22 protein-coding genes and 2 pseudogenes are annotated in these 26503 nt (G+C 71.2%); 7 read left to right on the plus strand and 17 right to left on the minus strand.

Going from position 1 to position 26503, the window contains the following annotated elements; translation table 11 throughout:
• Window positions 1-8: 8 nt before the first annotated feature.
• On the minus strand, window positions 9-635 hold the full coding sequence (locus Q2K21_RS24315) for a class I SAM-dependent methyltransferase (protein ID WP_310781206.1): 627 nt from the start codon (window positions 633-635) through the stop codon (window positions 9-11).
• A gap of 172 nt (window positions 636-807) precedes the next feature.
• Here Q2K21_RS24315 and Q2K21_RS24320 point away from each other — a divergent pair, with 172 nt between their 5' ends.
• Entirely contained in the window at window positions 808-942 is a 135-nt protein-coding gene (locus tag Q2K21_RS24320; RefSeq protein ID WP_310774994.1) for a hypothetical protein, read from the plus strand.
• Between the two features lie 46 nt (window positions 943-988).
• Here the strand turns inward: Q2K21_RS24320 and Q2K21_RS24325 are convergent, their stop codons facing one another.
• Window positions 989-1438, minus strand: a complete 450-nt coding sequence (locus Q2K21_RS24325) for a GNAT family N-acetyltransferase (RefSeq protein ID WP_310781208.1) — start codon at window positions 1436-1438, stop codon at window positions 989-991.
• Between the two features lie 186 nt (window positions 1439-1624).
• Here Q2K21_RS24325 and Q2K21_RS24330 point away from each other — a divergent pair.
• Window positions 1625-2207, plus strand: a pseudogene (locus Q2K21_RS24330) (lytic polysaccharide monooxygenase).
• A 61-nt stretch (window positions 2208-2268) separates the two neighbouring features.
• Here Q2K21_RS24330 and Q2K21_RS24335 read toward each other — a convergent pair.
• On the minus strand, window positions 2269-3126 hold the full coding sequence (locus tag Q2K21_RS24335) for an esterase/lipase family protein (RefSeq protein ID WP_310774995.1): 858 nt from the start codon (window positions 3124-3126) through the stop codon (window positions 2269-2271).
• A 192-nt stretch (window positions 3127-3318) separates the two neighbouring features.
• On the minus strand, window positions 3319-3765 hold the full coding sequence (locus Q2K21_RS24340) for a MarR family winged helix-turn-helix transcriptional regulator (protein ID WP_310774997.1): 447 nt from the start codon (window positions 3763-3765) through the stop codon (window positions 3319-3321).
• Window positions 3766-3867: 102 nt separating this feature from the next.
• On the opposite strand from Q2K21_RS24340, the gene Q2K21_RS24345 reads away from it, so the two are divergent.
• Window positions 3868-4242 (plus strand): cupin domain-containing protein, encoded by a 375-nt coding sequence (locus Q2K21_RS24345; protein WP_310774999.1) that lies wholly within the window; start codon window positions 3868-3870, stop codon window positions 4240-4242.
• A gap of 13 nt (window positions 4243-4255) precedes the next feature.
• Here the strand turns inward: Q2K21_RS24345 and Q2K21_RS24350 are convergent, their stop codons facing one another.
• Both Q2K21_RS24350 and Q2K21_RS24355 read right to left on the minus strand, forming a co-directional pair.
• On the minus strand, window positions 4256-5230 hold the full coding sequence (locus Q2K21_RS24350) for a DNA polymerase Y family protein (protein ID WP_310775001.1): 975 nt from the start codon (window positions 5228-5230) through the stop codon (window positions 4256-4258).
• The gene (locus Q2K21_RS24355; protein ID WP_310781210.1) at window positions 5227-8718 is read right to left on the minus strand and encodes a DNA polymerase III subunit alpha; all 3492 of its coding nucleotides are present in this window, start codon (window positions 8716-8718) and stop codon (window positions 5227-5229) included. Before Q2K21_RS24355 ends, Q2K21_RS24350 begins: the two co-directional genes overlap by 4 nt.
• 309 nt (window positions 8719-9027) lie before the next feature.
• On the opposite strand from Q2K21_RS24355, the gene Q2K21_RS24360 reads away from it, so the two are divergent.
• A complete protein-coding gene (locus Q2K21_RS24360; protein WP_310775003.1) occupies window positions 9028-9585 on the plus strand; it encodes a DoxX family protein in 558 nt (185 codons plus the stop codon).
• A 60-nt stretch (window positions 9586-9645) separates the two neighbouring features.
• Here the strand turns inward: Q2K21_RS24360 and Q2K21_RS24365 are convergent, their stop codons facing one another.
• The 9 genes and pseudogenes from Q2K21_RS24365 to Q2K21_RS24405 all read right to left on the minus strand — a co-directional run.
• On the minus strand, window positions 9646-10725 hold the full coding sequence (locus tag Q2K21_RS24365) for a S1 family peptidase (protein ID WP_310775005.1): 1080 nt from the start codon (window positions 10723-10725) through the stop codon (window positions 9646-9648).
• Window positions 10726-11151: 426 nt separating this feature from the next.
• Complete coding sequence (locus Q2K21_RS24370; protein WP_310775007.1) at window positions 11152-12051, minus strand: S1 family peptidase; 900 nt, start codon at window positions 12049-12051, stop codon at window positions 11152-11154.
• Window positions 12052-12261: 210 nt separating this feature from the next.
• Window positions 12262-13044, minus strand: coding sequence for a DUF1684 domain-containing protein (locus tag Q2K21_RS24375; RefSeq protein ID WP_310775008.1), 783 nt, complete (start codon window positions 13042-13044; stop codon window positions 12262-12264).
• A gap of 4 nt (window positions 13045-13048) precedes the next feature.
• A complete protein-coding gene (locus Q2K21_RS24380; RefSeq protein WP_310775010.1) occupies window positions 13049-14365 on the minus strand; it encodes an NtaA/DmoA family FMN-dependent monooxygenase in 1317 nt (438 codons plus the stop codon).
• Complete coding sequence (locus Q2K21_RS24385; protein WP_310775012.1) at window positions 14362-15441, minus strand: LLM class flavin-dependent oxidoreductase; 1080 nt, start codon at window positions 15439-15441, stop codon at window positions 14362-14364. The genes Q2K21_RS24380 and Q2K21_RS24385 overlap by 4 nt, the downstream gene beginning before the upstream one ends.
• Before the next feature lie 91 nt (window positions 15442-15532).
• A complete protein-coding gene (locus Q2K21_RS24390) occupies window positions 15533-17287 on the minus strand; it encodes an FAD/NAD(P)-binding protein (protein ID WP_310775014.1) in 1755 nt (584 codons plus the stop codon).
• Window positions 17284-17415, minus strand: a complete 132-nt coding sequence (locus Q2K21_RS24395) for a hypothetical protein (RefSeq protein ID WP_310775016.1) — start codon at window positions 17413-17415, stop codon at window positions 17284-17286. Before Q2K21_RS24395 ends, Q2K21_RS24390 begins: the two co-directional genes overlap by 4 nt.
• Window positions 17416-17901: 486 nt before the next feature.
• A complete protein-coding gene (locus Q2K21_RS24400; protein ID WP_310775017.1) occupies window positions 17902-19203 on the minus strand; it encodes a nitrate- and nitrite sensing domain-containing protein in 1302 nt (433 codons plus the stop codon).
• Between the two features lie 295 nt (window positions 19204-19498).
• Window positions 19499-19846 (minus strand): annotated as a pseudogene (locus tag Q2K21_RS24405) (DUF5685 family protein); the annotation flags it as partial.
• A gap of 377 nt (window positions 19847-20223) precedes the next feature.
• Here Q2K21_RS24405 and Q2K21_RS24410 point away from each other — a divergent pair.
• On the plus strand, window positions 20224-20661 hold the full coding sequence (locus Q2K21_RS24410) for a cell division protein SepF (protein ID WP_310775019.1): 438 nt from the start codon (window positions 20224-20226) through the stop codon (window positions 20659-20661).
• 39 nt (window positions 20662-20700) lie between these two features.
• Here the strand turns inward: Q2K21_RS24410 and Q2K21_RS24415 are convergent, their stop codons facing one another.
• Window positions 20701-21891, minus strand: coding sequence for an acyl-CoA dehydrogenase family protein (locus Q2K21_RS24415; RefSeq protein ID WP_310775021.1), 1191 nt, complete (start codon window positions 21889-21891; stop codon window positions 20701-20703).
• 169 nt (window positions 21892-22060) lie between these two features.
• Window positions 22061-23671: an MFS transporter gene (locus Q2K21_RS24420; RefSeq protein ID WP_310775023.1), complete on the minus strand. Its 1611-nt coding sequence runs from the start codon at window positions 23669-23671 to the stop codon at window positions 22061-22063.
• Between the two features lie 260 nt (window positions 23672-23931).
• Between Q2K21_RS24420 and Q2K21_RS24425 the strand changes: the two genes are divergently transcribed.
• Together Q2K21_RS24425 and Q2K21_RS24430 are read left to right on the plus strand one after the other, a co-directional pair.
• Window positions 23932-25092: a glycosyltransferase family 39 protein gene (locus Q2K21_RS24425; RefSeq protein ID WP_310775025.1), complete on the plus strand. Its 1161-nt coding sequence runs from the start codon at window positions 23932-23934 to the stop codon at window positions 25090-25092.
• A 238-nt stretch (window positions 25093-25330) separates the two neighbouring features.
• Window positions 25331-26347 (plus strand): phosphatase PAP2 family protein, encoded by a 1017-nt coding sequence (locus Q2K21_RS24430; RefSeq protein ID WP_310775027.1) that lies wholly within the window; start codon window positions 25331-25333, stop codon window positions 26345-26347.
• The last annotated feature ends 156 nt before the right edge of the window (window positions 26348-26503 follow it).

Consider the following 26503-nt stretch of genomic DNA (forward strand, 5'->3'; position numbering starts at 1 on the left):
AACGGCGGTCAGGTCATCGCCACCACCGCATACCGCTCGTCGGCCACGTCCTTCCCCCACAGCCGGGCGTCGTCCGACAGCCGCTCGAGGCGTACCTCCCGGGCGAGGGGTGCGAGGAGGGCGGTCAGCCGGCCGGCGGGGATGCCGACCGGGCTCACCGTCCCCCACACGCCCTCGACCAGCACCAGACGTCCGCCCGGGCGCAGCAGCTCCCGCCAGTGCCGAAGCACACGGCCGGGATCCGGCAGGGTCCACAGCACATGGCGGACGAGGACCACGTCGAAGAGCTGCTCGCCGACCGGCGGTGCCGCGGCGTCACCGACGAGGAACACCGCGTCATGGCCGGCGAGCTTGGTGCGAGCGAGGGTGACCATGGCCGGTGACCGGTCCACCCCCGTCACCCGGTGCCCCCGCTCGGCGGCGAGGAGCGACAGACTGCCCGTGCCGCAGCCCAGGTCCAGGACGTCACCGGACCCTCGCGGCAGCCACGCCTCCAGCCGGGCGGCCCATGCCTCGCGCACCAGGGGGTCGCGCAGTCCGTGGTCCGGCTCGTCGTCGAAGGTGGGGGCCTCGGCGTCCCAATCCACATCGGCATATGCGGCCGCCGAGGTTTCGACTCCCTCGTTCTTGGCCATGTTCCTGTTCACATACCTGGTCATGTACCTGGTCATGCCGCCAGGGTGACAGCCGCCACTGACAGTCGAATCGTGACAGCCACCACAGACAGACCGCGACCGATGAGGAACCCTCACCGAAAGGGTCTACCTCCGCTCAAAAGCGGAACCCGGTAGGCACAAGGAGGCAGCCATGCGCCGAGTGACCGTGCACAAGCCCCTGAAGCGGACCGACTCCCGCCGGGTGCGGGACGAAACCGACGAGCGCCCCGTCGAGCGCCCCGAGGTGCGAAAGGACATCGCACGCATCTGGTGGCCCGACGGCTGAGCCGGCCGGTCCCGCCGCGCCCTGCCCCGCCCCGGGTCCGGCCGGCTCAGTCCAGCCGCTTGCGGTAGTGGAAGCGGTCGTACGGTCCGTCGACGCGGCGCTCCACGACCTCGTACCCGTACTTCGGGTAGATCTTCTGGTTCTCCCACATCATCGCGTTCGTATAGAGCCTGACCTCGAACAGCCCGAGCGCACGTGCGTATGCGTCCACGAAGGCGAGCAGCCGCCGTCCCACGCCCTCACCCTGAGCGTCGGGGTGCACGGCGATGCTGTCGAGGAAGAGATGGTCCTCGCAGGCCTCCACGACCACGAGACCGCTCACGGGCTCCCCCGTCACGAACACCCTCCCCGCGGCCACATTCGCCGCATGGTCCGCCTCCATGGGCTGCGGCACCACTCCGATGCGCTCGATGTAGTGGCGGTACGCGGCGTCGGTCACGGCCCGCACGGCCGGTAGGTCGGCGGCGACCGCCGGCCTGATCCCCTCGGCTGTCATGGCGTCTGTGATGGCGTCTGTCATAGGGGCACGGTACTTACCTGATCGCAGCCTCAGCACTCCCTTAACGGCGCCATAAGGATCTCCCTCACCCGCCCCGAGCAGGCGATTTCACGGTTTCTTGGGGCTAGCTTGCTGATCGCCCCCATGGGATCCGGCCCCAGGACCGTTCCGAGGAGTTCCCCCGTGCCCGTACGCCGCAGAGCCGCCGTTCTCGCCGCCGTCGGCGTCGCACCGCTCGCCCTCACCGGCCTCGCCGCCGTGCCCGCGGCCGCGCACGGATCGATGGGCAGCCCGGTCAGCCGGGTCTCGCAGTGCTACGCGGAGGGTCCCGAGAGTCCGAAGTCGGCCGCGTGCAAGGCGGCGGTCGCGGCGGGCGGCACGCAGGCGCTCTACGACTGGAACGGCATACGGATCGGTGACGCGAACGGGCGGCACCAGGCGCTGATCCCGGACGGCAAGCTGTGCGGCGCGAACAGCGACGAGTTCAGACGGTGCCGACAGGTCGACCGTCGAGCACCACGGTCACGGTGACGCCGACGCCCGTACGTCGGCGGAGCCGGCCGCTGCCACGGACGACGGTGCGGCGTCCACTCCGGCCAACGAGCCGGAGGCGGCCGGCGCGTCCGAGAGCCTGGCCGAGACCGGCGGCGACGGCAGCACCCCGTATTTCGCGATCGGCGGTGCGAGCGCCCTGGCCCTCGGCGCGGCAACCCTGTTCGCGTCGGTCCGCCGACGGGCGGTGAGCGGGGGACGGCAGAGCCGCTGAGGCGGCCACGGAACGCGGGGCCTGTCCGGCGGCTCAGGCCGGACAGGCCCCGAATCATGCGTCAGCTGAGCGCCGACGCGCAGGTGGTGGCGGTGGCATGGGCCGGGTCGAGAGCGTTGGCCACCTCATGGAAGGCGATCCGGTCGGTCAGCCCGATGAAGGCGTGCTCGGACAGGTCGAGCGGGCACAGGTCCTGGAGCAGCACGTTCTTCACGTCGGAGCCGCTCAGGTACTGGGTGCGGTACGGCGTGACCACCTCGTCGTACTTGGTGGCGATGACCGTGTAGTGGACGCCGGGTACCGTGTCGCCGCCCTCGTTGAGTTTGGTGAGGAAGTCGGAGCCGGCGATCTGGTCGGCGAGGCCGGGGGTGGCGGCGGAGATCAGGTCCTCGGCGCCGGGGAAGTACGGCAGCAGGTTGGTGAGCCCGCTCAGGGTGGTGCCGTGGTTGTCGGGCGCGATACCCACGAGGGCGTTCACCTTGGCGGCGCCACCGAGGAACCTGAGGTAGTAGCGGGGCATCATGCCGCCCTGCGAGTGGCCGACGAGGTCGGCCTTGGCGGCGCCGGTCGCGGCCAGCACCTTGTCGACGAAGGCCGCCAGTTGCTCGGCGGACTTGTCGATGGGGCCGAGGCCGTAGAAGACGGGCACGCCCGGCAGTTGGCCGTAGTCGAGCGAGAAGACGCAGTAACCGCGGTCCTCCAGGTAGGGCGCGAGGGCCAGCCAGTTGTCGACGGAGTTGGCCAAGGTGCCGTGCACGAGGACGACGGGGCGGGGATGGGCGGCGGAGGGCTTGCAGGAGTAGTCGTTCCAGCCTCTGCTCGGCGCGGCGGCCTCGGCGGTGGCGGCCGGAACGACGGCGATCGCGGTGGTCAGCAGCAGCGCGGCCAGTGGTCCGAGGGCTCGTTTCCAGGGCAGCATCGTGTGATCTCCTTGCGGCTCAGGGAGGTGCGACGACCTTGCGCCCTGTGATCCGGATCACGAGGATGCTGTTCACTCGTCAAGTTACGAACGAGTAGGACACCTGTGAAGTTACGCGTCAGTAAAAACTTCCAGTGATAGCCAACAGCGGCCGCTATTCCTGGTAATGGGCCGAGCGCATGTGATGACTCATCACCATGCGGGTTTGATCGGCCCATGGGGTGCGATACGCAGCAATTGACGCTGCAGGGTGCGCATTTCGGCCTCCCCGAGCAGCTCCGCCCACGGCCGCACGGCCTCCGCCGCGGCCTCCTCCGCCGCCCGGGTACAGGCCCAGCCGCGCTCGGTCAGCACGACCAGCCGAGCGCGCGCGTCCTCCGGGTGCGGCCGCCGCTCGGCGTAGCCCTTGCGCACGATCTCGTCGACGAGCTGACTGGCCGCCTGCTTGGTGACCCCGAGGTGGGCGGCCAGCTCGGTGACGGTCGCACCGTGCGGGGCGAGCCGGGCGAACGCGAAGCCATGGGCGGGCCGCGACCCCTCGAAGCCGCGCGCGACGACGCCGTCATGGATGCGTTGCGTCAGCTCGCCCGCGACGGCGAGCAGGGCGGCGGACAGGGCGATGGCCTCGGAGTTCTGCACGAGGGAATTGAAACACCCTTGACAAGATGGTCAAGCGGCTTGACCATAAAGTCCGCAGGGATAGTCAAGTAGCTTGACCATTGCGATCACGGGGAGCCACCCATGCCTGTCATCCGTCCGTCCGAAGCCGTGACCCACGAAATCCACGGCGCCCGCTTCGTCTCCCATGCCACCCCCCGCACCGGCAGCAAGGAGCTGTGCGCCTGGCGCGGCGAGATCCCCGCGGGGACCAAGGCGCCCGCCCACACCGTCAACCGGGAGGAGATCTTCCATCTGCTCAGCGGCGAACTGCTGATCACGCTCGACGGCCGCACCGAGCGGATCACCGCGGGCGACACGGTGATCATCAATCCCGGCGCGACCCTCGCCGTCGAGAACCCGACGAGCGAGGTCGCCGTCTCCTGGGTGACCACGTCCATCGGCCTTGAGGCGGAGCTGGCCGACGGGACCCGCATCACTCCCCCGTGGGCCAACTGACCTGCGAGAAGAGTTATGCGGCCAGTGACCCCGGCATCACCGCCCGCGGCCCGAACTTCGCCCGCGCGCGGTCCGCGACCTCCTCGATCCGGCGGACCTTCTCGTCCACCGGGTCGAAGGTGAGCTGGTGGGCCGCATGCTCGGCGGAGCTCAGCCCTTCGGCGCGCAGCGCGATCGCACGCACTCGGGCGCGCTGCAGTCCCAGCGCCTCGTACATGCGGTACGCCTCCGCGGTGAGCGCCGCCGAGTGCGCGGTCGGCTCGGCGAGGGTCCGGCTGCGGGTCGTCGAGGAGCGGTCGGCGTAGCGCACGGTGAGGGTCAGCGTGCCGCAGACCTTGTCCAGGGCGCGCAGCCGGGCGCCCAGTTCCCCGGCGGCCGAGAGCAGGGCGCGGCGGTGCCGGTGCGGGTCCAACTCGTCGCGGGTGAAGGGGCGTTCGGTGGCCAGGGAGCGGGAGACGGCGTTGGGCACGACCCGTCCGCGGTCGACGCCGTTCGCCTTCTCGTGCAGTTCACGGCCGGCCCGGGCGCCGACGAGCCGCTGCACCGTCGACAGCGGCGCGGCGGCGACCTTGTCGACGGTGTCGAGCCCGTACTCGCACAGGGTGCGGGCGGTGACACCGCCGACCCCGGGCAGCGCCCTGACCGGCCGGTCGGCGAGGAACCCCGCGATGGCGGCCGGGTCGTCGGGCACCACGCGGACCGCCCCGGGCCTCGCCTCCCGCAGGGCCATGCGGGCCAGCATCGGCCCGGGTCCGGCCCCGATCGCGCAGTCGACTCCATGGTGCGCGAGGGCCCGTACGCGGATCAGCGTGGCCAGTTCGACGGCATCCCGCCCGAAGTACCGCTCGGCGCCCCGCAGATCGGCCAGTGCCCCGTCGGGTGGCAGCGCCTCGACGACGGGTGTGAACTCCTCCAGGAGTCCGAGCAGCCCCGGCAGGGCCGCCTCGTACATCTCAGGCAGCTGGAAACGTACGCAGAGGATGGTCATCCCGCACTCCCCGGACTCTGGTGCCACAACTTCTTTCCACCCGCAGGGCCTTCGCCCGCGGGACGCAGATCGGCCCAGGGGTTCATCTCGTACCCGGTGGGCATGTGGATACGGCGGCCCTTCGCCGCGTCGCCGTCCCCGCCGCTGCCGCCCCCGCCGCCGTCCGGCTGCCGCGGTCCGGGTTCCGCCAGCCGCGTCGCCACCTCGTCGAGGCCGCCCCCGGCGCGCAGTTCGACGAGTTCGGCGAGGTTCCAGGCGGCGGCGCCCACCACGCTGAGGCTGCGCGGTCCGCGGCGCTGCACCACCCCGCGCACCAGCAGCAGCCAGGAGTGGAAGACGGTGTGGGCGCAGGTGTCGTGGGAGTCGTCGAAGAAGGCGAGGTCGACCAGGCCCGTGCCGTCGTCCAGGGTGGTGAAGATGACCCGCTTGCCGGAGCGGATGGGCGGGGTCTGGGTGGCCGCCTTGGCGCCCGCGACCAGCACCGTCTCGCCGTGCCGCGCCGAGCGCAGCCGGCGCGCGGAGACCACGCCCAGTTCGTCGAGGAACGTGCGGTAGTCGTCCATCAGGTTGCGCGAGGCGTCCATGGACAGGACGCCCAGTTCGGCACTGAGCTTCTCCGCCGGGGAGAGGTCGGGCAGTCCGGCCGGGGCCGTCTTCCGCCCGCCGGCCAGCGGGAGTTGGCCCCCGCCCGCGCCCCGGGCGCCCCGGTGCAGTTCCGTCAGATGCAGTTGGAGATCACGGCGGTTGGCGCCGAACTCGTCCAACGCGCCGACCTGGGCGAGCCGCTGGGCGACGGGACGGCTCGGCCGGGCCCGCTCCCAGAAGTCGAGCAGCGAGGCGTACGGCTGCCCGGTCTCGATCCGCTTGGCCTCGGCCTCGCTGATGCCGTGCACGTCACAGAGGGCGAGCCGCAGACCCCAACGCCCGACGGAATCACGCGATTCAGACACCAGTTCGATACGGTGTGCGACCCCCGACTTGTTCACGTCCAACGGCAGGACCGGCACACCCCTGCGCCGCGCGTCCGCCAGCAGCAGCCGCTTCGGGTACATCCCGGGGTCGTGCGTGAGCAGCCCCGCGTAGAAGGCGGCGGGGTGATGGGCCTTCAGCCACGCCGACTGGTACGTGGGCACGGCGAAGGCGACCGCGTGCGCCTTGCAGAAGCCGTACGAACCGAAGGCCTCGACGATCTCCCAGGTCCGCTGGATCGTTTCCGCGTCGTATCCGTTCGCCGCCGCCTGCTGCGCGAACCACACCCGGATCCGCCCCTGCGCCTGAGGATCGGACAGCCCGCGCCGCACCTGGTCCGCCTCGGCCCGACCACAGCCGGTCATGATGTCGACGATGTGGATGATCTGCTCGTGAAAGACGACGACGCCGTACGTCTCCTTCAGCGGCTCCTCCAGGTCGGGGTGCGGATAGCGGACCGGCGCCCGCCCGTGCCGTGCCTCGATGAACGGCCGCACCATGTCGGCGGCGACCGGGCCGGGACGGAAGAGTGAGATGTCGACGACCAGGTCGTGGAACGTGGCGGGCTGGAGCCGCCCGACCAGGTCCCGCTGGCCCGGCGACTCGATCTGGAAGCAGCCCAGCGTCTCGGTGGAGCGGATGAGGTGGTACGTCGCCGGGTCGCCGGGGGCCAGGGAGTCCAGCTCGATCCGCTCCCCCGTCACCCGCCCCACCTCGGCGACGGCGTGCGCCATCGCGGACTGCATCCGCACCCCGAGCACATCGAGCTTGAGCAGCCCGAGCTCCTCGACGTCGTCCTTGTCGAACTGCGACATGGGGAAGCCCTCGCCGCTGGTCGGCATGACCGGCGTACGGGCGAGGAGGGAGGCGTCGGAAAGGAGGACCCCGCACGGATGCATGGCGACCCCGCGCGGAAGCGCGTCGAGGGCCTCGACCAGCTCCCAGAAGTTTCCGTACTTCTCCCGCTCCGCGGCCAGGGGTTTGAGTTCGGGCAGTTCGTCGAGGGCCGCACGGGCGTCGCGGGCGCGGATGTGCGGAAAGGACTTGGCGATGCGGTCGATGTCGGCCGGGTCCATGGACAGAGCGGCGCCCACGTCACGGATCGCGTGGCGGACGCGGTACGTCTCCGGCATCGCGACCGTCGCGACCCGCTCGGTGCCGAACCGGTCGATGATCGCGCGGTAGACCTCCAGTCGGCGCGCGGACTCCACGTCGACGTCGATGTCGGGCAGGGCCAGCCGGCGCTTGGACAGGAAGCGCTCCATCAGCAACCCGTGCTCGATCGGGTCGGCGTGCGCGATGCCGAGGAGGTGGTTGACGAGGGAGCCCGCGCCGGAACCGCGCGCGGCGACCCGGATGCCCATCTTCCGTACGTCGTCGACCACCTGGGTGACGGTGAGGAAGTACGAGGCGAAGCCGTGGTGGGCGATGATGTCCAGTTCCTCGTGCATCCGCTCCCAGTAGGCGCGCCGGGTGTCGTAGCCGCGCAGCACCATGCCCGCCGCCGCACGGGAGGCGAGCGCACGCTGGGCGGTGCGGTGGCCGGCGCCGACGAGGTGCGGCTCGGGGAAGTGGACGGTGCCGATGCCGAGGTCGTCCTCGGGGTCGACGAGACACTCGGCGGCCGTCGCCTGTGTCTGCTCCAGCAGGCGGCGGGCGGTGTCGCTGCGGTAGCCCGCGGCCTCGACGACCCGTTCGGCGACCTTGAGCATGGCGCCCGCGTCCTTGAGCCAGGCCTCGCCGGAGTCCAGCTCCTTGGTGGGGTCGATGGGGACCAGGCGACGGGCGGCGTCCAGGACGTCCGCGACCGGGCCGAGGCCCGGGTCGGCATAGCGGACGGCGTTGCTCAGCACGGGACGGATGCCCTGCTCGGCGGCGAAGCCCACCGTGCGGGCGGCCAGGCGCAGCGAGCCGGGGCCGGTACCCGTGTGGCCGTGCCAGACGGCCTCCAGGCGCAGGGCGTCGCCGTAGACCTCCCGCCAGGGTGCGAGGAGCCGGGCCGCGCGGTCCGGGCGCCCCGCGGCGAGGGCGCGGCCCACGTCGGAGGCGGGGCCGAGGAGGACGGTCAGGCCGTCGGCGTGGTTGTCGGCCCAGGACAGCAGCGGGGTGCCTGCGGATCGGGGTCCCTCCTGCCGGAGCGAAGGCGAGAGCTTGGAGGAGTGGGCTGCGGTGACGAGCCGGCACAGGTCGGCCCAGCCGCGGGCGCCGTCCCGGGCGAGGAAAGTCGCGCGGGGTGTCGACTCGTCGATGAAGGCACCGCCGCGCACGGGGGCACGGCGGTGCTCCTGCCGCACGCGCTCCGGCTCCTCCACCGCGAGTTCCGCCCCGAACAGCGGCCGGACGCCCGCCGTCGCGCACGCCCTGGCGAACCGGACCGTGCCCGCGAGGGTGTCCCGGTCGGTGAGCGCGAGGGCGTCCATGCCCAGCTCACCGGCGCACTCGGCCAGCCGCTCCGGGTGCGAGGCGCCGTACCGCAGGGAGAACCCTGAGACGGTGTGCAGATGCGTGAAACCCGGCACCCGCACCTCCCATGGCCCTGAGCCTCCTACGCGGCTCTCGAACATCCGTTCCCATCTCCCTCGCCCCCACCATAGACCAATTCTCGAACTAACGTGCGACATCCGCCGGAGCCCGCCCCACCTGCATAAACATCGGGTACCCCGAAGGTCGCGAGGCGTCGAAGTGCGGGACCACTCGTGGTGCGGAACTATCGAGAGGGGTGGGTCTCCGCCCTGCATCGACCGCAGGTGTCACCGCCGACCGGTGAAACCGGTGCCCGCGCAGGCCGGGGATCAGCGCCCGTTCCGGCGTCCCTCCCGGAGCATGAAATGGCTGAGCGCAGCACGAACCGGCCGTCGGCTCCCTCGGAACCGGCAGCGCGGTACAGCATTGAGCCGTGGTCGTCCGCCCGCGACTGGGGGCTCCTGCTCATCAGGCTGGCCGTCGGACTGCTGATGGCCGGGCACGGAGCCCAGAAGCTCTTCGGGATCTTCGGTGGGCAGGGCCTGACGGATACCGGCAAGGGATTCGCCGCCCTCGGCTACCACCCCGGAAAGCTCTTCGCCACGATCGGTGGTCTCTCCGAGCTCCTCGGGGGACTCGGTCTCGCCATGGGACTGCTCACCCCGCTCGCGGCCGCCGCCCTCATCGGCGTGATGATCAACGCCATGGTGACCGTCACCAGTGCCCACGGCCTGTGGGAGACAGAGGGCGGCATGGAGTACAGCATCTGCATCGCCGTCGTCGCACTCGGCATCGCCGCAACCGGTCCCGGCAGACTCGCCTTCGACCGGTTCTTCCGCTGGGGCGCGGGCGGCTGGGCCGAAGCCGCCTTCGCCCTTGTCCTGGGGGGTGTCGCGGCCGCGATCACTCTGAGCCTTCGCTGAACAGGAGAGAGTCCCGCCCCCTCGCGCTTGGGGGCGGGACTCCGTCGGGCGGGCGGGAGGTCAGCCGATCCGGGCGCCGAAGGCCGAGAGCGCCGCGGTGACCGGCTGGAAGAACGTCTCGCCGCCCGAGCTGCAGTCGCCGCTGCCGCCCGAGGTCAGGCCGATCGCGGTGTCGCCGTCGAAGAGCGCACCGCCGCTGTCGCCGGGCTCGGCGCACACGTCGGTCTGGATGAGGCCGCTGACCGTGCCCTCCGAGTAGTTCACCGTGGCGTCCAGACCGGTGACCGTGCCGGAGTGGACCTGGGTCGTCGAACCGCTGCGGGTCACCTTCTCGCCGACGGTCGCGTCGCCGGCCTTGGTGATCGCTTGCGAGGAGCCGTCGTAGAGGTCGACGGCGCTCGGGTGGTCGACGTCGGCGGTGTACTTGACCAGGCCGTAGTCCGTGCCCGGGAAGCGGGACTCCTCGTTCTGGCCTATCACGTTGCCGCTGGAGTCCGACCAGGTGGAGATCGCCTCGGTGCAGTGTCCGGCGGTGATGAAGTACGGCTGTCCGTCCTTGACCACGTTGAAGCCGAGCGAGCAGCGCCCGCCGGAGCCGGTGATGGCGTCACCGCCCGCGATGAGGGGCTTGAACTCCCCCTTCGAACGCTTCAGTTCGGCTTTCGAGCCGAGCCCGGCGACGACCTCGCCGAGCCTCGACCACTCGGCCTTCGAGACGGTCCTGTCGGCGGTGACGACGACCTTGTCGGTCCTGGGGTCGGTCGTCCACGAGGTGCCGGGGATGGTCGCGTCCTTCTTGAGTGTCGTGCGGGCGCTCGCCAGGTCGGCCAGGGAGTTCTGCACGATTCTCGCTCTGGCGCCCGCCGCCCGGACGGTCTTCGCGGCCGCCTCGTCGAGCACGTTGACGACGAGGTGCTTGGTCTTCGCGTCGTAATACGTTCCGGCCGCGTCGGCGCCCAGGTCCTTGCCGAGCGTCGAGGCGAGCTTTCCGGCCGAGGCGAGCGAGAGAGTGTGGGGCACATCGGCCCTCCGGGTCTCGCTCGCGTTCGCATTCTGGAATGTGACGCCCGCGACAATCAGCGCGGCGACACCCGCGCCGGCCACGGCGGCCCGCCGCTTGGGTATGCGTCGGTGCTTCAACTCACGTCCTCCTGTGGGGGGTCGGCCGCGGCGGTTGTGGGGACCGTCGCGACCGGAAGGCGTACGGACACGGAGGTGACACACCGGACGACCACGCCCGCACCCACCGTGCGGCGCCCACTATTCCGACGCCCACAGGGAGCGCACAAGGTCGACTTCAGGACGCGCGAACGCCAACTGGCGTGCGCCCTCTATGCCATGACCGCCCCCTGGTCGCCCCCGCTTCGATTCCCAGTGCAAATGCCGGGCTAGGGTTATCCCTGTGCGGCTCGCGAGGTCTTGTCCTGTCCGGATTTCGCCCCCTCGGGCTCCGGCTCCAAGACGGGGACGGCGAGCCCCGCCACGCGGACAAGGGCGAGCCCCCGCACACCACATGGGTTACGGGGGCTCGCCTGCCGCTGGCTGCGGTGCGGGGGCCGGTGGGAGTCAGCCCACGCTCACGCCGTAGGCGCTGAGCGCCTCGGTGACCGGCTGGAAGAAGGTCGTGCCGCCGGAGGTGCAGTTGCCGCTGCCGCCGGAGGTCAGACCGTAGGCCACGCTTCCCGCGTAGAGCGGACCGCCGCTGTCGCCGCCCTCGGCGCAGACCGTGGTCTGGATGAGGCCGTAGACGATGTCACCGCTGCCGTAGTTGACGGTGGCGTTCAGGGCGGTGACCCGGCCGCTGTGGGTGCCGGTGGTGGAGCCGCGCCGGTAGACGGTCGTACCCACGCTCGGGGTGGCCGCGCTGCTGATGGTCTGGCTGCCGACCGTGCTCGGGTGCGCGATCGAGGAGTTGGTGTAACGCACCAGCGCGTAGTCGTTGCCCGGGAAGCTGTAGCTGACGTTCGTGCCCAGCGTCGTGGTGTGGCCGGAGTTGGAGTACCAGGTGGAGGCGACCTCACCGCAGTGGCCGGCGGTCAGGAAGTAGTAGGTGCTCCCGCTGTGCACGTTGAAGCCGAGCGAGCAGCGGTAGGAACCGCCGTAGATGGCGTCGCCGCCGGTGATCAGCTTGTTGAACTTGCCCGGCGTGTGCTTGATCGTGAGGGCGCCGGCGTTGCCGCCCGCCTCCTTCTTGATCTTGGCGATCTCGGCCTTGGAGACCGTGCTGTCGACGGTGACGACGACGCGGTTCGTCTTGGGGTCGACGGCCCAGGCGGTGCCCGCGACATCGGACTTGAGCACCGAGTCGCTCGCCTTGGTGAGCTGGTTCGCGCTGAAGGTCTGCGCGTCGCTCGCGCTCGCGGTGGGGACGGCGAACGCGGCCGCGGCCACGAATCCGGTGGCCACGGCGATCAGCCGGGTCCGTCTCTCGATACCGCGCGTGGGGGTGGTGCGCTTGATCCTCACTTTTCGTTCCCTCCAAGGGAAGTCGGGGGCCCACGTGGGGAGGGGGCCCGTGAGGCGCAGCCAAGGGCGGCTTGCCCGGATTCCGGACAAGCCGTGCCCCTGACAAGCGCTGTGGGGGAGTATTCGGCGGCACGACCGACCGACGCAAGGGCGCCTTTCGGCCGTGCAGCGTTCAACTTGCCGACTTTCCCAAGGAGTTGACCGAACCCCCTACAAAAGGGTGCGCTCCCCCGCCTCGATCGCGGCGTGCAGGGTGTTGCCCGGCGGCGGGAAGGGGCAGATGAAGTGGTCCGCGAAGGCGCACGGCGGGAGCAGCGCGCGGTTGAAGTCCACCGTCGTACGGCCGTCGGCGTCGGGCGCGGGCGGCCGCAGGAACCGGAAGTGGTAACTGCTGTCCCCGCTGGTGGCGTCGGCGAAGACGGCCCACAGCGAGCCGTCCTCCTGGACCGACACCTGGAGGGTGAGGTCCTGCCCGTCGAGCGTGAAGGCCAGCACACCGCCGAGTCCGAGGCCCCGGTGGCGTCCGTCGGCGTTCTCCACGCGTACGGTGCGGCTCTCGCCGTACGGGGTGAAGTGGCCCTCGACCGACCAGCGCGGATCGTGGGGCGTGGCGTCGATGCCCTTGAAGGCCTGGCGTGCCTGCGCCGCGGGGTCGTAGTCGCGCACACCCCAGGCGCCCTCGCGGACGAGGACGACCAGACGGCGCTCGCCGGCGGCGACGCGGGCGTCGGCCACCGCTCCGGGATCGGCGTCGAGGCGGATCTCGCCGGTGAAGGGCTTGGAGTCGACGGTCAGGCCGTCGTCCTCCGCTGCCGTCAGCACCACCGCGTCGCCGTCGGTCGTCCAGCGCCCGGGGATGTCCGGAAGTAGCCCCTCCGGATAGTCCTCCAGCCAGTAGGTGCCGTTCAGCGCGAGCGGCCCGTAGGGCTCCGACACCTGCTCGGTGCGGCGCTCGTGCCACTGCTTCCACTCGTCGGATGCGTCCGTCGTCATGTGATCAACCCTTCCATACCGGGTCAGGCAACCCGAGGTGTGAGCGAAGTGTGGTTCCCGTGTATTCCGTGCGGAAGGCGCCCCGCTCCTGAAGCAGCGGCACCACCCGGTCCACGAACTCGTCGAGTCCGCCCGGGGTGAGATGGGGGACGAGAATGAACCCGTCGGCGGCGTCCGTCTGGACGAACTCGTCGATCTCCGCGGCGACGGCCTCGGGGGTGCCGATGAAGGACTGCCGTCCGCTCGCCTCGATGACGGTCTGCCGGATGGACAGCCCCTTCTCGCGGGACAGGGCCCGCCACTTCCCGGCGAGGGCGACGGGGTCGCCGGGCCGGGTCCGCCTCTGCGTGATCCGCGAGTCCGGCACCGGGTCGATCTCGGGAAGGGGTCCGTCGGGGTCGTAGGCGGAGAGGTCCACGCCCCAGATCTGCTCCAGCGTCAGGATGGCGGTCTGCGGGGAGATCTGCTGTCGCTGGATCTCGGCGGCCCTCTCCTGGGCCTCGGCCGCCGTGTCGCCGAGCACGACCGCGACCCCAGGCATGATCTTCAGGTCCTCGGGGGCCCGCCCGTAGGCGGCGAGCCGCCGCTTGACGTCGGCGTAGAAGGCGCGGCCCGTCTCCAGGGTGCCGTGCCGCGTGAACATCACGTCGGCCGTGGACGCGGCGAACTCGCGGCCCTCGTCCGAGTCCCCCGCCTGGATGACGACCGGGTGCCCCTGCGGCGAGCGCGGCAGGGTGAACTCACCCGCGATGTCGAAGTGGCGCCCTCGGTGCGCGAACGGCCGCGACACGCCGTCCGGGGTCCAGGAGTCCCACAGTTCCCGGGCAGTCTGTACGAATTCGGCCCCGCGTATGTATCGGTCGGCGCGGTCCAGGAAGCCGCCGCGCCGGAAGTTCTCACCGGTGAAGGCGCCGCACGAGGTCACCACGTTCCACGCGGCCCGGCCGCCGCTGAGGTGGTCGAGCGTGGCGAGCCTGCGGGCGAGTTCGTACGGCTCATTGAAGGTGGTGTTGACCGTGGCGGCGAGCCCCAGCCGTTCGGTGACCGCCGCGAGCCCGTTGAGCACGGTGATCGACTCTGGCCGGCCGACCGCGTCCAGGTCGTGGATACGGCCCTTGTGCTCGCGCAGCCGCAGTCCCTCGGTGAGGAAGAAGAAGTCGAACAGACCGCGTTCGGCGGTGTGCGCGAGGTGCTCGAAGGAGGAGAACTCGATCTGCGACTTCGACCGCGGATCGGCCCAGACGGTGGTGTTGTCGGCGCCGGGGAAGTGCGCGGCCAGGTGGATCTGTTTGGTGCGGGACCTGCGGGGCCGTACGGTCATGACGCTCCCCCTGTCACGGCGTACCGGTGGGCGGGACGGGCGAGACCCAGGTGCTCCCTGAGCCTGCTGCCCGGGTAGAAGGTGCGGAACAGGCCGCGGTGCTGGAGCAGCGCGACGGTGCCGTTGACGAGCCGCTCCAGGTCACGGCGCGGCTCGACGGGTGTGAGGTGGAAGCCGTCGACGGCGCCGGCCTGGTGCCAGGTCGCGATCAGCTCGGCCAGATCGACGGGGCCGCCCCGGTAGAGCGGGCCGTGCGCGGTGGGCCGGGGTCCGCCCCCGCCGTGGCCGGGCTCGGCCGCGTGCTCACCGTCGCCGAGGTCGACGAGCAGGCTCGCCAGCACGCGCAGGGACTCGGGTGAGCGACCGGACTCCCGTGCCACCTCCCGCAGTTCGTCCCGTAGGGGGGCGGCCTGCGCGGGACTCACTACGCGGACGAGCGCCACGTCGGCGTGACGGGCGGCGGTCCTGCGAGCGGGCCCCTCGGTGGCGTCGACGACGCGGACGGGGTGGCCCTGCGGGGGCCTGGGCACGGTCGACGGGCCCTTCACGGAGAAGGCGCTGCCCTCGAACTCGACGTGGTGCAGCTTGTCCCGGTCGATGAAACGGCCGGTCGCCACGTCACGTATCTCGGCATCGTCCTCCCAGCTGTCCCAGAGTCGCGCGGCGACGTCGGCGACCTCACCGGCCTCCTGCCACAGCGCGTCGAGGGGCGCGGCATGGCGGCGGCCGAAGAGCCGGGCCTCGCCCTCGGTCGTCGACACATCGAGCTGCCAGCCGGCCCGGCCGCCGCTGACCCAGTCGAGGGTCGCGACGGCCGCCTGGACGTGGAACGGCTCGGTGTGGGTCGTGGTCACGGTCGGCACCAGGCCGATGCGGCCGGTGGCGGGCGCTACGTGCGTCAGCACGGCAAGCGCGTCGGGGCCGGGCCGCGCGAAGCTGTCGCCGAGGGTCACGAAGTCGAGCGCACCGCGCTCCGCGAGCCGCGCCAGCTCCACGTAGGAGCCGGCGTCGTAGGCCGCCCGCTGATCGACGGCGGCGGCCAGGTGCAACAGCCCCCGGCCGTTCGATGAGGTCATAGGAGGGAACCTTTCTCTGACGGACCGGAGGTCACAGCACCTTGGCGAGGAAGAACGCCGGGAGTGCGGGAGGGCCGGGGTGCGGTCGTGGTCAGGCCGCGGCATGACCGGACAGGTCGCGCAGGAACGCGAGCACGGCCCGCGCCGCCGCGTCGTTCTGCCGGAACGCCGGTCCGCCCGTGCGGGGCCGGGTGAACGCGCCGGAACCCCGGGCATCGGTGTGCGGACCGAGCGCGAAGCGCCGCGGATGCGGCGAGCCGGAGCGGTCCAGGACCCGTCCGTCGGCGGGATCCACGGCGAGCAGCCCCTCGGCGGTGGCGGCGGCACCCTCGGCGTACAGCTCGCGCAGCAGCCGGTCCCGGGTGCGCTCGACCGTGGGGTTCGGCAGCCGCGCCTCGACGAGCGCGCGGGCCTCGACGTGCGCGCCGGGCACGGTGGCGCTCGTCGCCCGGAACACCCCGTCCTCGGCGGTGACGGTCATGTCGGCGCCGAGGAACTTCAGCACGCCCGCGCGGGACAGCGCGAGCATCTGCCGCAGTCGCGGTCCGGGCGGACCGGACGCCAGATAGCTGAAGAAACCGTGCCACCAGGACCCGATGTCCCCGAGCCGCACCAGTTGCCCGTAAACGGAGAGCAGTCCGAGGAAGACCGCCAGGTCCGGACTGTGGGCCGGCTCATGACGTCGTGCCAGGTCCGCCTCGATGTAGGCGCGCAGGCCGTCCTGGAGTTCGTCGTACGACGGGTGGCGCACGCTGTCCAGCGGATGGTCGAGCGCGCTGAGGTCCAGCCGGTCGGCGGGGTCCGGTACGGCGGCGGCCACCAGTGCGGGCAGCGACACCGCGTCGGCGACGGCGTACTTCTCCTCGAAGTCCGCCCAGGCGACGGTGGTGCGTTCGGGATGGGCGGTGAACAGCCGGTGGTAGTGGGCGAAGCCCAGCTCCTTCTCGATCAGCGGCCATACGTCCCGCCGGAAGTCGAAGCCGTCCGGGCGCGCGAGCAGGGAGTCGACCTCGGCAGGACCGAAGAACCGAGGCAGCGGCGGCCTCTCGCCCGTCCAGTCGTAGCCGATCTTCGAGTGGTACGGGACGCCGCGCCGGGAACCGACGTGGAGTACCGGTTCGCGTCCGGAAGGAAGGTACGTGTCGCCCTCGTGGCGTCCGCCGCGCCCCTCGGTCAGCAGCACCATGAGGTCGACGAAGGCGAGCCCGAAGCCGCGCACGAGGACCGGTTCGCCGGCCTTCAGCGAGGACAGATCGCTGTCCGCCGTGAAGTCGGGCGGCAGGTGGACCAGGCCGTGGGTGCGCGCGTACGACGCCAACGCACCCTGCTCCTCGTCGAGTTCGGCGTCGAGATGGCCGATCGTGAGGACGACGAGGTCGGCGAGGAGCGGCTCGGTGCGCCCCTCCAGCCAGACCCGCTGCCGGCCGTCACGCGGGCCGTCGACCCGCACGGCGAGGTGGGGGTGGTGGTGGACGCGGATGCCCGCCGGCAGTGCGGCGACCGTCTGCTCGTAGACCCAGCGCATGTACGCGCCCTGCCGCTGCCGGTCGGCGAAGAGGCGCCCGTCGACGCCCGCCCATTCGTGCAGGGTCGGGCCCTCACGCACGGGGCCCTCCATGGTCACCGTCTCGTCGGTGAACATGGTGACGTCCTCGGCGTGCGAGTTCATCCACAGCAGCGGCGACTGCGCCTCGCGCCAGATGCGTCCGCCGCCCGGCGGATACGGGTCCACCAGGTGCACATCCAGCTCCGAAGCGGCGTACAGATTGGGCGCGTTGGCGGCTATCCGCTCCAGGAGGCCGGTCCCCCGCGGTCCGACCCCGACGATCACCAGGGAGGGCCTCATCGGACGGCTCCTGCTCGCGCGGTCCAGGTGAAGCAGTCACCGACGGCGTTCGACTGGAACGTCTCGTCGCGCGGGGGTGCGGCTTCTTCGGCCGCCGCGGCCGGTTTGGCAAGGGTGTCGGAGGACATGCGAAGGCTCCGTGACATCGAGTCGAACACGGGTGATGCCTTCACACGGGGCGCCGCGTGGGCGCCGTACGGCCGAGCCCCTCAGCAGGACCGTCCACCGAGAGTACGGTGGCGTTTCCCCTCGCTGTCAAGGCTGTCCATACTGTGAGCGGTGCGTCTCAAGTCGGTTGACGCGGAAACGGATGCCTGTTCCACTTGGCACATGCATCGACAGCAGCGGCTGGTCACCCGCTCCCACATCGACTTCGGTCGCGTGTGGTCCTCCTCCTGTTGAGCCGACCCGCTGCACGCCCCTGATCAGCGGGGCCTTTCGCGTATTCCCACGCCTTCACACACGCGCCCCTCCCCTCTTCGCGCTCCCCTCACCTCGCGTTCTTTCGTTTCTGTCGCTCAGGAGACCCACAAGACCATGCGCCGTCCACCCGTAGCTCTACTGGACTTCTGCGCCATTCACGCCAGGAGTTCGCCACCCGCAAGGACAGCAAGCTAAAGACGATCACCGACCTGAAGCAGTTGTGCGGGTGACCCGCCGCTGCTCCTTTCGGCGCGGCGCCGCGCGGCCTGCTCGGTGGCGAGGTCGAAGAGGGCGCGCTGCACCCGGTCGAACGCGTCGGCGATGTCGAGGACTTCCGCAGCGGACCGGTCGGGCACGGCGAGCGGCACGGGCGGCCCCGGGTTCCGGCCCGGGGTGCCGTTCCGCACGGAGGCGACGGCCCGCGGCAGCCGCCCGCCGGCCACCTCCCTGGCCTGCTGGGCGAGTACGGCGAGCGGCGTGGAGACGGACCGTACGCAGTCGAGGGTGAGGTGACCGAGCGCGGCGACGGTCCCGAGCGCGAACAGCACGAACAGCAGCAGATCGCGCCGGGCGGCACTCTCCAGCCCGGCAGCGCGGTGCTCGACGTCCCTGCCGAGCGAGGTCTGCACGTCACGCAGACCGTTGATGGTGGAGGTCATGGACTCCCACCAGGACATCGGCGGGATGCCGCGCGAGCCGAGCCGGCCGCCGCCGCGCACCGCGACGCCCTCGTACGCGAGGGCTCGCCCGGCGTCGGGTGTGGTGAGCGCCGCGTCGAGGCGCCGCTCCTGGGCGCGGGTGGCCGAGCGCGGGAAGCTCTCCAGTGCGGCGAGCCGTCCGGCGCGGATCTGCAGGAAGCGGCCGTAGTCGTCGGCGCGGAACCGCCCCGAGCGCACCGAGCCGAGCACGATGGCGCGTTCCTCGCCGGTGAACTCCTTGACGTTACCGAGGACGTGAAGCGCGTGGTAGGCGGCGCGCAGCCGGCCGTCGTGCACATCGTCGAGGCCGAGCCCGAGCCGGTCGAGGCCGGTGATGGTGGTGGTGAAGTAGTCGAAGGTGTCCTTGACCGCGCCGGTGCCGTCTCCGGCGTGCCGGCGGATCCCGGCGAGCCCGCCGAGCCGCCCCAGGGACTCGCGCACGGAGGCGGCGGCCGCGTCGTCGCGGCCCACGAGCGCCCTGTGAAGCCGGGCACGGGCGGCGTCCGTGGCCTTGCGCTGGGCGGGCAGCCTGGCGCCGAACTCCCGTACGCCACCGACGTACCCGGTGGTCAGCCCGCGCTCCTTCTGCAGTTCGTGGACGAGTCCCTGGAGGGTGATCTCCAGCCGGGCGTTGTCCGCGGTGGCGGCCGCGTTGCGGTAGGCGGAGATCTGCTCGGCGGCGGCCGCGCCGAGCAGGGCGAGCGGCACGGCGAGGGCGAGCACGAGGATGCTCAGGAGCCTGGTGCGGATGGTGCGGGGAGCCGTGTGTCCGGTCCCGCGGCGGGCGCCGGGCACACGCCCGGGTCCCGGTGTCGGTGTGACGTCCACTGAAGTGCCTTATGGAGAGGACGAGTTGTCGGAGGGTACGGAAAGGTGCTGTGCCCGACCAACGACCTCGACGCCACACCGGTCACCGGATCATGTGCTTGTTTTACGTTGGGGAAACACGTTTTCCGCCGAAGCTGGGCGTATGCCCCTGGCTCAGTCGCAGCCGCAGCCGCAGCCGGAGCCGCAGTCACAACCGTCGCAGCTACAGCACTTCCCGCAGCAGTCACAGCAGCGCAGGACTCCGTACCGAAGGCCCGGTCCACCGAGCGCCGCAGCTCGTGCGCGAGCAGGATGTGCGCGAGCCGGCCGTCCTCGAACTCCACCTCGCGCAGCGCGAGCCGGATCCCGTGCAGGGGTGATCGCGCACCTTGGCGGAGGCGAGCACGACGGAGACCGCGGCCGCGAGCCGGGCGCCCTCACCCTGCGCGACGGAGGCGGTGCGCATGCCACGCAGCGGGCAGGGCCCGGCGGTGCGCCACCATCCGGTGGTCCGCTCGGCCTGAGCCTCCGTCAGAATGAATATCAGCAAACCACCATAGTTCGTGACAATACGGGCGAACTGCCCGTGATCTCCGCGCAGCGCGAGGCACAGCCCGCACAGGTGCGCCATCCACTGGGTCCTGAGCCCCTCACTCAGCCGGTGACGGCAGGGCCGGACTATTCCGAACACGACATTTCCCCGCGGCTCGCACGACGTTGAGCTGCGACTCGGACACTCGGGAGGCACCGGGCAACGCAGTACCCACCACTTCGTTCACCCGTACGCACCGCCCGTCACCCGAACGCCGCCGAACATCATATTTCACTCTCAGTCAGCAGCCTTATGAGGCACGACCCTTGGGGCGCGCGGGCTCTCGACGTATTAGCTGTGCACCAGTACCGTCACGAAACCCCCGCGCGGCGACTATCCACTTGGCGCTACATCCGCATCATGGACGACCATGGGGTTGCGGAACGCTTGAAAGACCACTGTGAGAGGAGGCGTCCATGGGATCGGTGCGCAAGGCGAGTGCGTGGCTTGGCCTCGTCGACGACAACGATGACGAGCGGTACTACGACGACGACTACGCCGAGGGTCAGGAGCAGGGCGATGCCTGGGTGACCGACCCGCGTGTGCAGGTCGCGTCCGACACCGCGGAGGACAAGGGCCGCCGGATCGGCACGGTCACCCCGGACAGCTTCCGGGACGCCCGGGCGATCGGCGAGCTGTTCCGGGACGGCGTACCCGTGATCATGAACCTCACGAACATGGAGCCGGCCGACGCCAAGCGCGTGGTGGACTTCGCGGCCGGTCTGATCTTCGGTCTGCGCGGCTCCATCGACCGTGTTTCCACCCGCGTCTTCCTGCTGACCCCCGCGCACACGGAGATCGTCAGCGGCGACACCGCCGGCCGCCACACCGGCGGCTTCTTCAACCAGAGCTGAGGCAGGGCCGCTCACCGGCCCTGCCCGCTTGGGGTCCGGTCACCGGAAGGCATCGAGCCCGGTGAGCGCCTTGCCCAGCACGAGCTGGTGCATCTCGACGGTGCCCTCATAGGTGAGCACCGATTCCAGGTTGGTGGCGTGCCGCATCACTGGGTACTCCAGTGAGATCCCGTTGGCGCCCAGGATGGTCCGGGCCGTACGGCAGATGTCGATGGCCTCGCGTACGTTGTTGAGCTTGCCGAAGCTGACCTGTTCGGGACGGAGCCGTCCCGCGTCCATGCGCCGCCCCAGATGATGGGCGAGCAGAATCCCCTTGTGCAGTTCGACCGCCATGTCGGCGAGCTTGGCCTGGGTGAGCTGGAACCCGCCGATGGGCCTGCCGAACTGCTCCCTGGTCTTCGCGTACTCCACGGCGGCCTCGAAACACGACCGGGCGGCCCCCATGGCTCCCCACACGATCCCGTAGCGGGCATGGGAGAGACAGCTGAGCGGCCCCTTGAGCCCTACGACGCCGGGCAGTACGGCATCGGCGGGCAGCCGTACGTCGTCGAGGACGAGTTCACTGGTGACGGAGGCCCGCAGGGACCACTTGTGCTTGATCTCGGGGGCGGAGAAGCCAGGGCTGTCGGTGGGCACCACGAATCCACGGATCCCGTCGTCGGTCCGCGCCCACACGACGGCGACACCGGCGACGGAGCCGTTGGTGATCCACATCTTGCGGCCGTTCAGCACCCAGTCGGAGCCGTCGCGCTTGGCGTAGGTGCGCATCGAGGCCGGGTCCGACCCCTGGTCGGGCTCGGTGAGCCCGAAGCAGCCGATGACCTCACCGGCGGCCATACGGGGCAGCCACTGCTGCTTCTGCTCCTCGCTCCCGAAGCGGTGCACGGCGTACATGGCGAGGGACCCCTGAACGGAGACGAGGGACCGGATCCCGGAATCGGCGGCCTCCAGCTCCAGACAGGCGAGACCGTACTGCACGGCACTGGCGCCGGCACACCCGTACCCGCTGAGCGACATGCCGAGCGCCCCGATGCCGCCCAGCTCCCGAGCGAGTTCCCGGATCCCCGGCAGCTCCCCCGTCTCGTACCACTCGGCGACGTACGGCAGCACTCGCTGTGCCGCCCAGGTCCGCACGGTGTCGCGGATGGCGAGATCCTCGGCGTCCAGCAGATCGTCGATCCCGAGCGGGTCGGCGGGGTCGAAGGGCGGCGCGGTCGGGGACGCGGACATGGGGCAGCCTCCGTGACACTGAAAACTAGCGGCGCTAGTCAAGACTGGACGGGGCCGACGGTACGAGGCCGCTGCGCTGGGCGTCAACGGGGTTCGCCCGCCCGCCCACCCGTGCGGGTCCGGTGGGCCGGTGTGCCGGTGGGCCGGTGGGCCGGTGGGCAACAATCCGTTACGCCGAGACGCGGGAGTCCGCGACCTCCCTGGGCGCGGGGACCCCGGCCGGGCCCGCCGCGGGCGGCTCGCAGTTCATGGCCCGCGGCAGCCGCAGCGCCATCACCGCGCCCAGCAGCAACAGCCCCGCGCTGACCAGGAGCGTCACATGCAGCCCGTGCACGAAGGAGTCGCGTGCCACGTGACGCAGGGTGGCGCCCCGTTCGCCGCCCAGCCGGCCGGCCACCTCGTACGCCTCCCCCAGCGAGTGGCCGGCGGCCCTGGAGTCGGACACCGGAACCCCCGGAACCGACGTCAGGCGGGGCGCGTACGCCGCGTTCATCACGCTGCCCAGCAGCGCGATCCCGATGCCCGCACCCAGCTGGTACGACGTCTCGCCGATCGCCGCCGCCCCGCCGGCCTGCGCCGAAGGCGCCTCGCTCAGCATCGACTCGTACGCCCCGAAGAGCGTCGTCTCCAGCCCGAAGCCCAGCAACACGAAACCGAACAGCAGCAGCCCCGCGTTGTCCTGCCCGCCCATCGCCGTCAGCGTCAGCACCGACCCGGCCGTGAGGCAGAAACCGAAGACGACCATGCGCCGCGGTCCGAAACGGTGCAGCATGTTCGAGCCGAGCAGGCCCGCCGCCATGGCCGCGATCGTCAGCGGCAGCAGCCGAAGCCCCGTCTCCAGTGGGGAAAAACCCAGCACGAGTTGCAGATACTGCGCCGCGATCAGCTCAAGGCCGACCAGCGCGAGCATCGCCAGCACGATGCAACCGACCGACGTACTGAACGCCGGGCGCGCGAACATCCGCAGATCCACCAGCGGGTGCGCGCGGCGGCGCTGACGGCGTACGAAGGCAATGAGCAGGGCCGCGCCCGCGAGCAGCGGCACCAGCGTCCACGGGCTCAGCGGTGGCTCAGCGCCGCCGAGCCGCTTCACCCCCAGGACCATCCCGAAGAGGCCGAACGCCGCCATGAGCGCGCCGACCACGTCCCACGGGCCGTCGCGGTCACCCCTCGACTCCGGCAGCAGCAGCCGTCCGACCGGCAGACTGACCAGCATCAGCGGTATGTTGATCAGGAAGACCGAGCCCCACCAGAAGCGCTCCAGCAGAAAGCCGCCCAGCAGCGGCCCGACCGCCGCGCCCACCGCGGCCACCGCGCTCCAGATGCCGATCGCCAGCGCCCGCTCGCGCCGGTCGGGGAAGACGTGCCGCAGGATGGACAGCGTCGCGGGCATGATCATCGCGCCGCCCACGCCGAGCAGCGCCCGCGCCGCGATCAGCACCTGCGCGTCCTGGGCCAGGGCCGCGGCACCGGAGGCGACACCGAAGAGCCCGTACCCGAGGAGCAGAACCCGTCTGCGGCCGATCCGGTCGCCCAGCGTGCCGAAGAGGATCAGCAGCGAGGCACAGACCAGCGGATAGACGTCGACGATCCAGAGCAGTTCTATGGCGCCGGGCCTGAGGTCCTCGGTGACGGCGGGCACCGCGACGTGCAGCACGGTGGCGTCGAGGGCGACGAGCAGCAGGCTCACGCAGAGGACGACGAGGACGACCCAGCGGTTGGCACCGGCCCCGGCCGTCCGACGGCGCGGCGCGACGGCGGCCGTGGTCGTCCCGGACATGTACGTACCTCCCAGATGCTCCCTCGCTTCGGCGGATCCACGGGGTGGGGACTTCCCCGCGGCTGCGGCCGGGAGGAGCGGTACTCCCGAGGCCCACGCAACGAAACGAGCGAGCCGCCAGCGTACGCGAGTTCCTGCGGCCGTCGCGTGGCGGACCTCTCACGTTTCCCTGGGAGAGGGTGTGGCGTGCGCCACCTCTCCTCTGCTCCAGCACGCCGGAACAGCGCCTCCGGTTCCGTACGGCGTCGATAATCGAGCGCGTGACTGATCTTGTGACGCGCCCGGCGCCGCCCCGCGTCGGCCCCGTGCGCCGTGCCACGCCCGCCCTGGCGGGCTACGTGGCCGTCCGCGCCCTGGGAGTCATCGTGCTCGCGCTGTGGAGCGCGGCGCGCGGCACGAGCCCGCACACCCTGCTGACGGCCCGCTGGGACTCGCTCTGGTACACCCGGGTGGCCGCGCTCGGCTATGGCTATGAGGTCCGGCTCCCGAACGGCGACGTGCACTCGAATCTCGCGTTCTTCCCGCTGCTGCCCTGGCTGGAGCGGCTCGGCGCGGTACTGACACCGTTGTCGTACGCCGATGCGGGTCTCGTCGTCTCGACGCTCGCCTCCCTGGCCGCGGCCTGGGGGATCTTCGCCGTCGCGGACCATGTGTACGGCCGCCGCGTGGGGGTGTGCGCGGTGGCGGTGTGGGCGGTGCTGCCGGTCGGGATAGTGCAGTCGATGGCGTACAGCGAGTCATTGTTCACGGCGCTCGCCGCCTGGTCGCTGTACGCGGTCCTGACGCAACGGTGGGTGACGGCGGCTGTGCTCGCCTCGCTGGCGGGACTGACCCGCCCGGTGGGGGTGGCCGTCGTGGCGGCCGTGTGGGCGGCGGCGATCGCCTCGTACGCACGGGACCGGCACGCACCGGCGGCGCACGGCGGGCCGCGCCGCGCGCTCGGCATGTTCCTCGCCCCCCTCGGCGCCGCGGGATACGTCCTGTGGGTCGGCCACCACACCGGCAAGGGTCCCCTCGGTTATCTCGACGTCCAGGCGGGCTGGCGCAACGGCTTCGACGGCGGCTACGCCTTCGCCCGTTTCATCGCCGACAAGTTCACGTCCTTCCCCTCGGTCCTGGCCGGCGTGGGGCTGGTCGTCGGGGTCGCGCTGATCATCTGGTTGTACGTGGTGTGTGTCCGGCAGGGCCAGCCGCTGCCGCTGCTCGTGTACGCGGGTGCCGTCACCGCACTCGCCCTGTGCGCGTCGAGCTACTTCGGCTCGAAACCGCGCCTCCTGCTGCCCGCCTTCCCGCTGTTGCTGCCCCTCGCCCGACTCCTCGCGCGGGGGCGTCCGCGCAGGTCGGTGGCAGTCCTCGCCGGTGTCGCAGTGGCATCGGCCGTCTACGGAGCGTGGTGGCTGAACGGCTCCGGTCCGCCATGATCCCTTCGCGACGAGCGGTGAGCGAGCAGGGAATTGGGCTCCAGCATTCGGTGAACGAATAGATAAGGGCCATATAACCAGGACGCGCATCGACCGACGGAATTGAAGGTCGGCAGCGGCTTCGATTACGGAATCCGCAGAAATAAACGTCCTGCTGAGAGGAATCCCACATCACATCGTCATCACAAACGCGGGGATTCGGGGGAGCGCGGACCTCACTCGCTGTAACGTCGATTGAGTGCGTACCGAACTAAAGCTGAGCCGTCTGGACCGGCTCTTCGCCAGGTTGGACCGTGAGCCGGAACGTCCGGCCCACATCGATGTGCCCAGGATGAGTCGGCACCGGGTGGTTCTCTTCTCGGCGACGCTGGCCTTCTACACGGCGATCGTGTGGGCCGTCGTCGTCTCCTCCTGGCTGGTCCGGCTCGACTGGCAGGTCATGTTCTTCCGGCCGTACCAGCAGTGGCCGGAGATCCACGCGTTCCTCGACTACTACGTGGTGCTGGGCCAGCGGGGTCCCACCGCGGTGATGGTCGCGGCCTGGCTGGGCTGGCGCTCCTGGCGGCAGCACACCCTGCGCCCACTGCTCGCACTGGGTGCGGCGCTGCTCGCGCTGAACATCACGGTCGGCGCCGCCAAGTACGGCATGGGACGCCTCGGACCCCACTACGCGACCGTCGTCGGGTCGAACGAGATGTGGCGCGGCGGCGATATATTCCCCTCTGGTCACACCGCGAACGCCGTGGTGACCTGGGGGATTCTGGCCTATCTGGCCTCGACGCCGCGAGCCAGACGCTGGCTGTCCGCGCTGTCCGCGGTGACCTCCCTCGGCGTCGGCCTCACCACGGTCTATCTCGGTACGCACTGGCTGAGCGACGTGCTCCTCGGCTGGGCCGCGGGTCTGCTGATCCTGCTGGCGCTGCCCTGGTTCGAGCCGCTGATCGCCCGTGCCGAGACGGCCGTCTTCGCGCTGCGGGACCGTTGGCGCAGCCGCCGTGCCCTCCCGGTGCCGGCTCCGGCCCCGGTCGGCGCGCCCTCCCCGTCCGCGGCGCGCGCCGCGGACGGGGAGGCGCCGGTGCGCGAGCCCGTGGGCGCCACCCGCGCGCCCCGGCCGCCGGTCTACCTGGCTCCCGGTCCGCATGCGGCCCGTTCCGAGCGCACCCCCGTCACCCCGGTGGGCAGTCGCCGCCCGCCGCACTCGGACCGGGTGCCGCGCGGCACCGCCTCTGCCCGTCCGCTGGCAGGCGGCGGCTGAGCAGCCGATGCGCGGGAACCGGTACGCACAGCCTCCCCGCGCATCGAAGGCCCCGGCTCACATCGAGCCGGGGCCTTCTTCATGGGCGTCGCACTCGTCGGGCGCCCTTCGGCGCGCGCCCTTCGTTTCGCTCCGCCTACGGGGCGCCAGGTCCTC

It is taken from the genome of Streptomyces sp. CGMCC 4.7035, assembly GCF_031583065.1.
Taxonomy (GTDB): domain Bacteria; phylum Actinomycetota; class Actinomycetes; order Streptomycetales; family Streptomycetaceae; genus Streptomyces; species Streptomyces yaanensis.

Coding starts and splice junctions, on each gene's coding strand:
- Q2K21_RS24315 (WP_310781206.1), bottom strand. CDS start 635: ATGGCCAAGAACGAGGGAGTCGAAACCTCGGCGGCCGCATATGCCGAT.
- Q2K21_RS24320 (WP_310774994.1), top strand. CDS start 808: ATGCGCCGAGTGACCGTGCACAAGCCCCTGAAGCGGACCGACTCCCGC.
- Q2K21_RS24325 (WP_310781208.1), bottom strand. CDS start 1,438: ATGACAGCCGAGGGGATCAGGCCGGCGGTCGCCGCCGACCTACCGGCC.
- Q2K21_RS24335 (WP_310774995.1), bottom strand. CDS start 3,126: ATGCTGCCCTGGAAACGAGCCCTCGGACCACTGGCCGCGCTGCTGCTG.
- Q2K21_RS24345 (WP_310774999.1), top strand. CDS start 3,868: ATGCCTGTCATCCGTCCGTCCGAAGCCGTGACCCACGAAATCCACGGC.
- Q2K21_RS24350 (WP_310775001.1), bottom strand. CDS start 5,230: ATGACCATCCTCTGCGTACGTTTCCAGCTGCCTGAGATGTACGAGGCG.
- Q2K21_RS24360 (WP_310775003.1), top strand. CDS start 9,028: ATGGCTGAGCGCAGCACGAACCGGCCGTCGGCTCCCTCGGAACCGGCA.
- Q2K21_RS24375 (WP_310775008.1), bottom strand. CDS start 13,044: ATGACGACGGACGCATCCGACGAGTGGAAGCAGTGGCACGAGCGCCGC.
- Q2K21_RS24380 (WP_310775010.1), bottom strand. CDS start 14,365: ATGACCGTACGGCCCCGCAGGTCCCGCACCAAACAGATCCACCTGGCC.
- Q2K21_RS24385 (WP_310775012.1), bottom strand. CDS start 15,441: ATGACCTCATCGAACGGCCGGGGGCTGTTGCACCTGGCCGCCGCCGTC.
- Q2K21_RS24390 (WP_310775014.1), bottom strand. CDS start 17,287: ATGAGGCCCTCCCTGGTGATCGTCGGGGTCGGACCGCGGGGGACCGGC.
- Q2K21_RS24395 (WP_310775016.1), bottom strand. CDS start 17,415: ATGTCCTCCGACACCCTTGCCAAACCGGCCGCGGCGGCCGAAGAAGCC.
- Q2K21_RS24410 (WP_310775019.1), top strand. CDS start 20,224: ATGGGATCGGTGCGCAAGGCGAGTGCGTGGCTTGGCCTCGTCGACGAC.
- Q2K21_RS24415 (WP_310775021.1), bottom strand. CDS start 21,891: ATGTCCGCGTCCCCGACCGCGCCGCCCTTCGACCCCGCCGACCCGCTC.
- Q2K21_RS24420 (WP_310775023.1), bottom strand. CDS start 23,671: ATGTCCGGGACGACCACGGCCGCCGTCGCGCCGCGCCGTCGGACGGCC.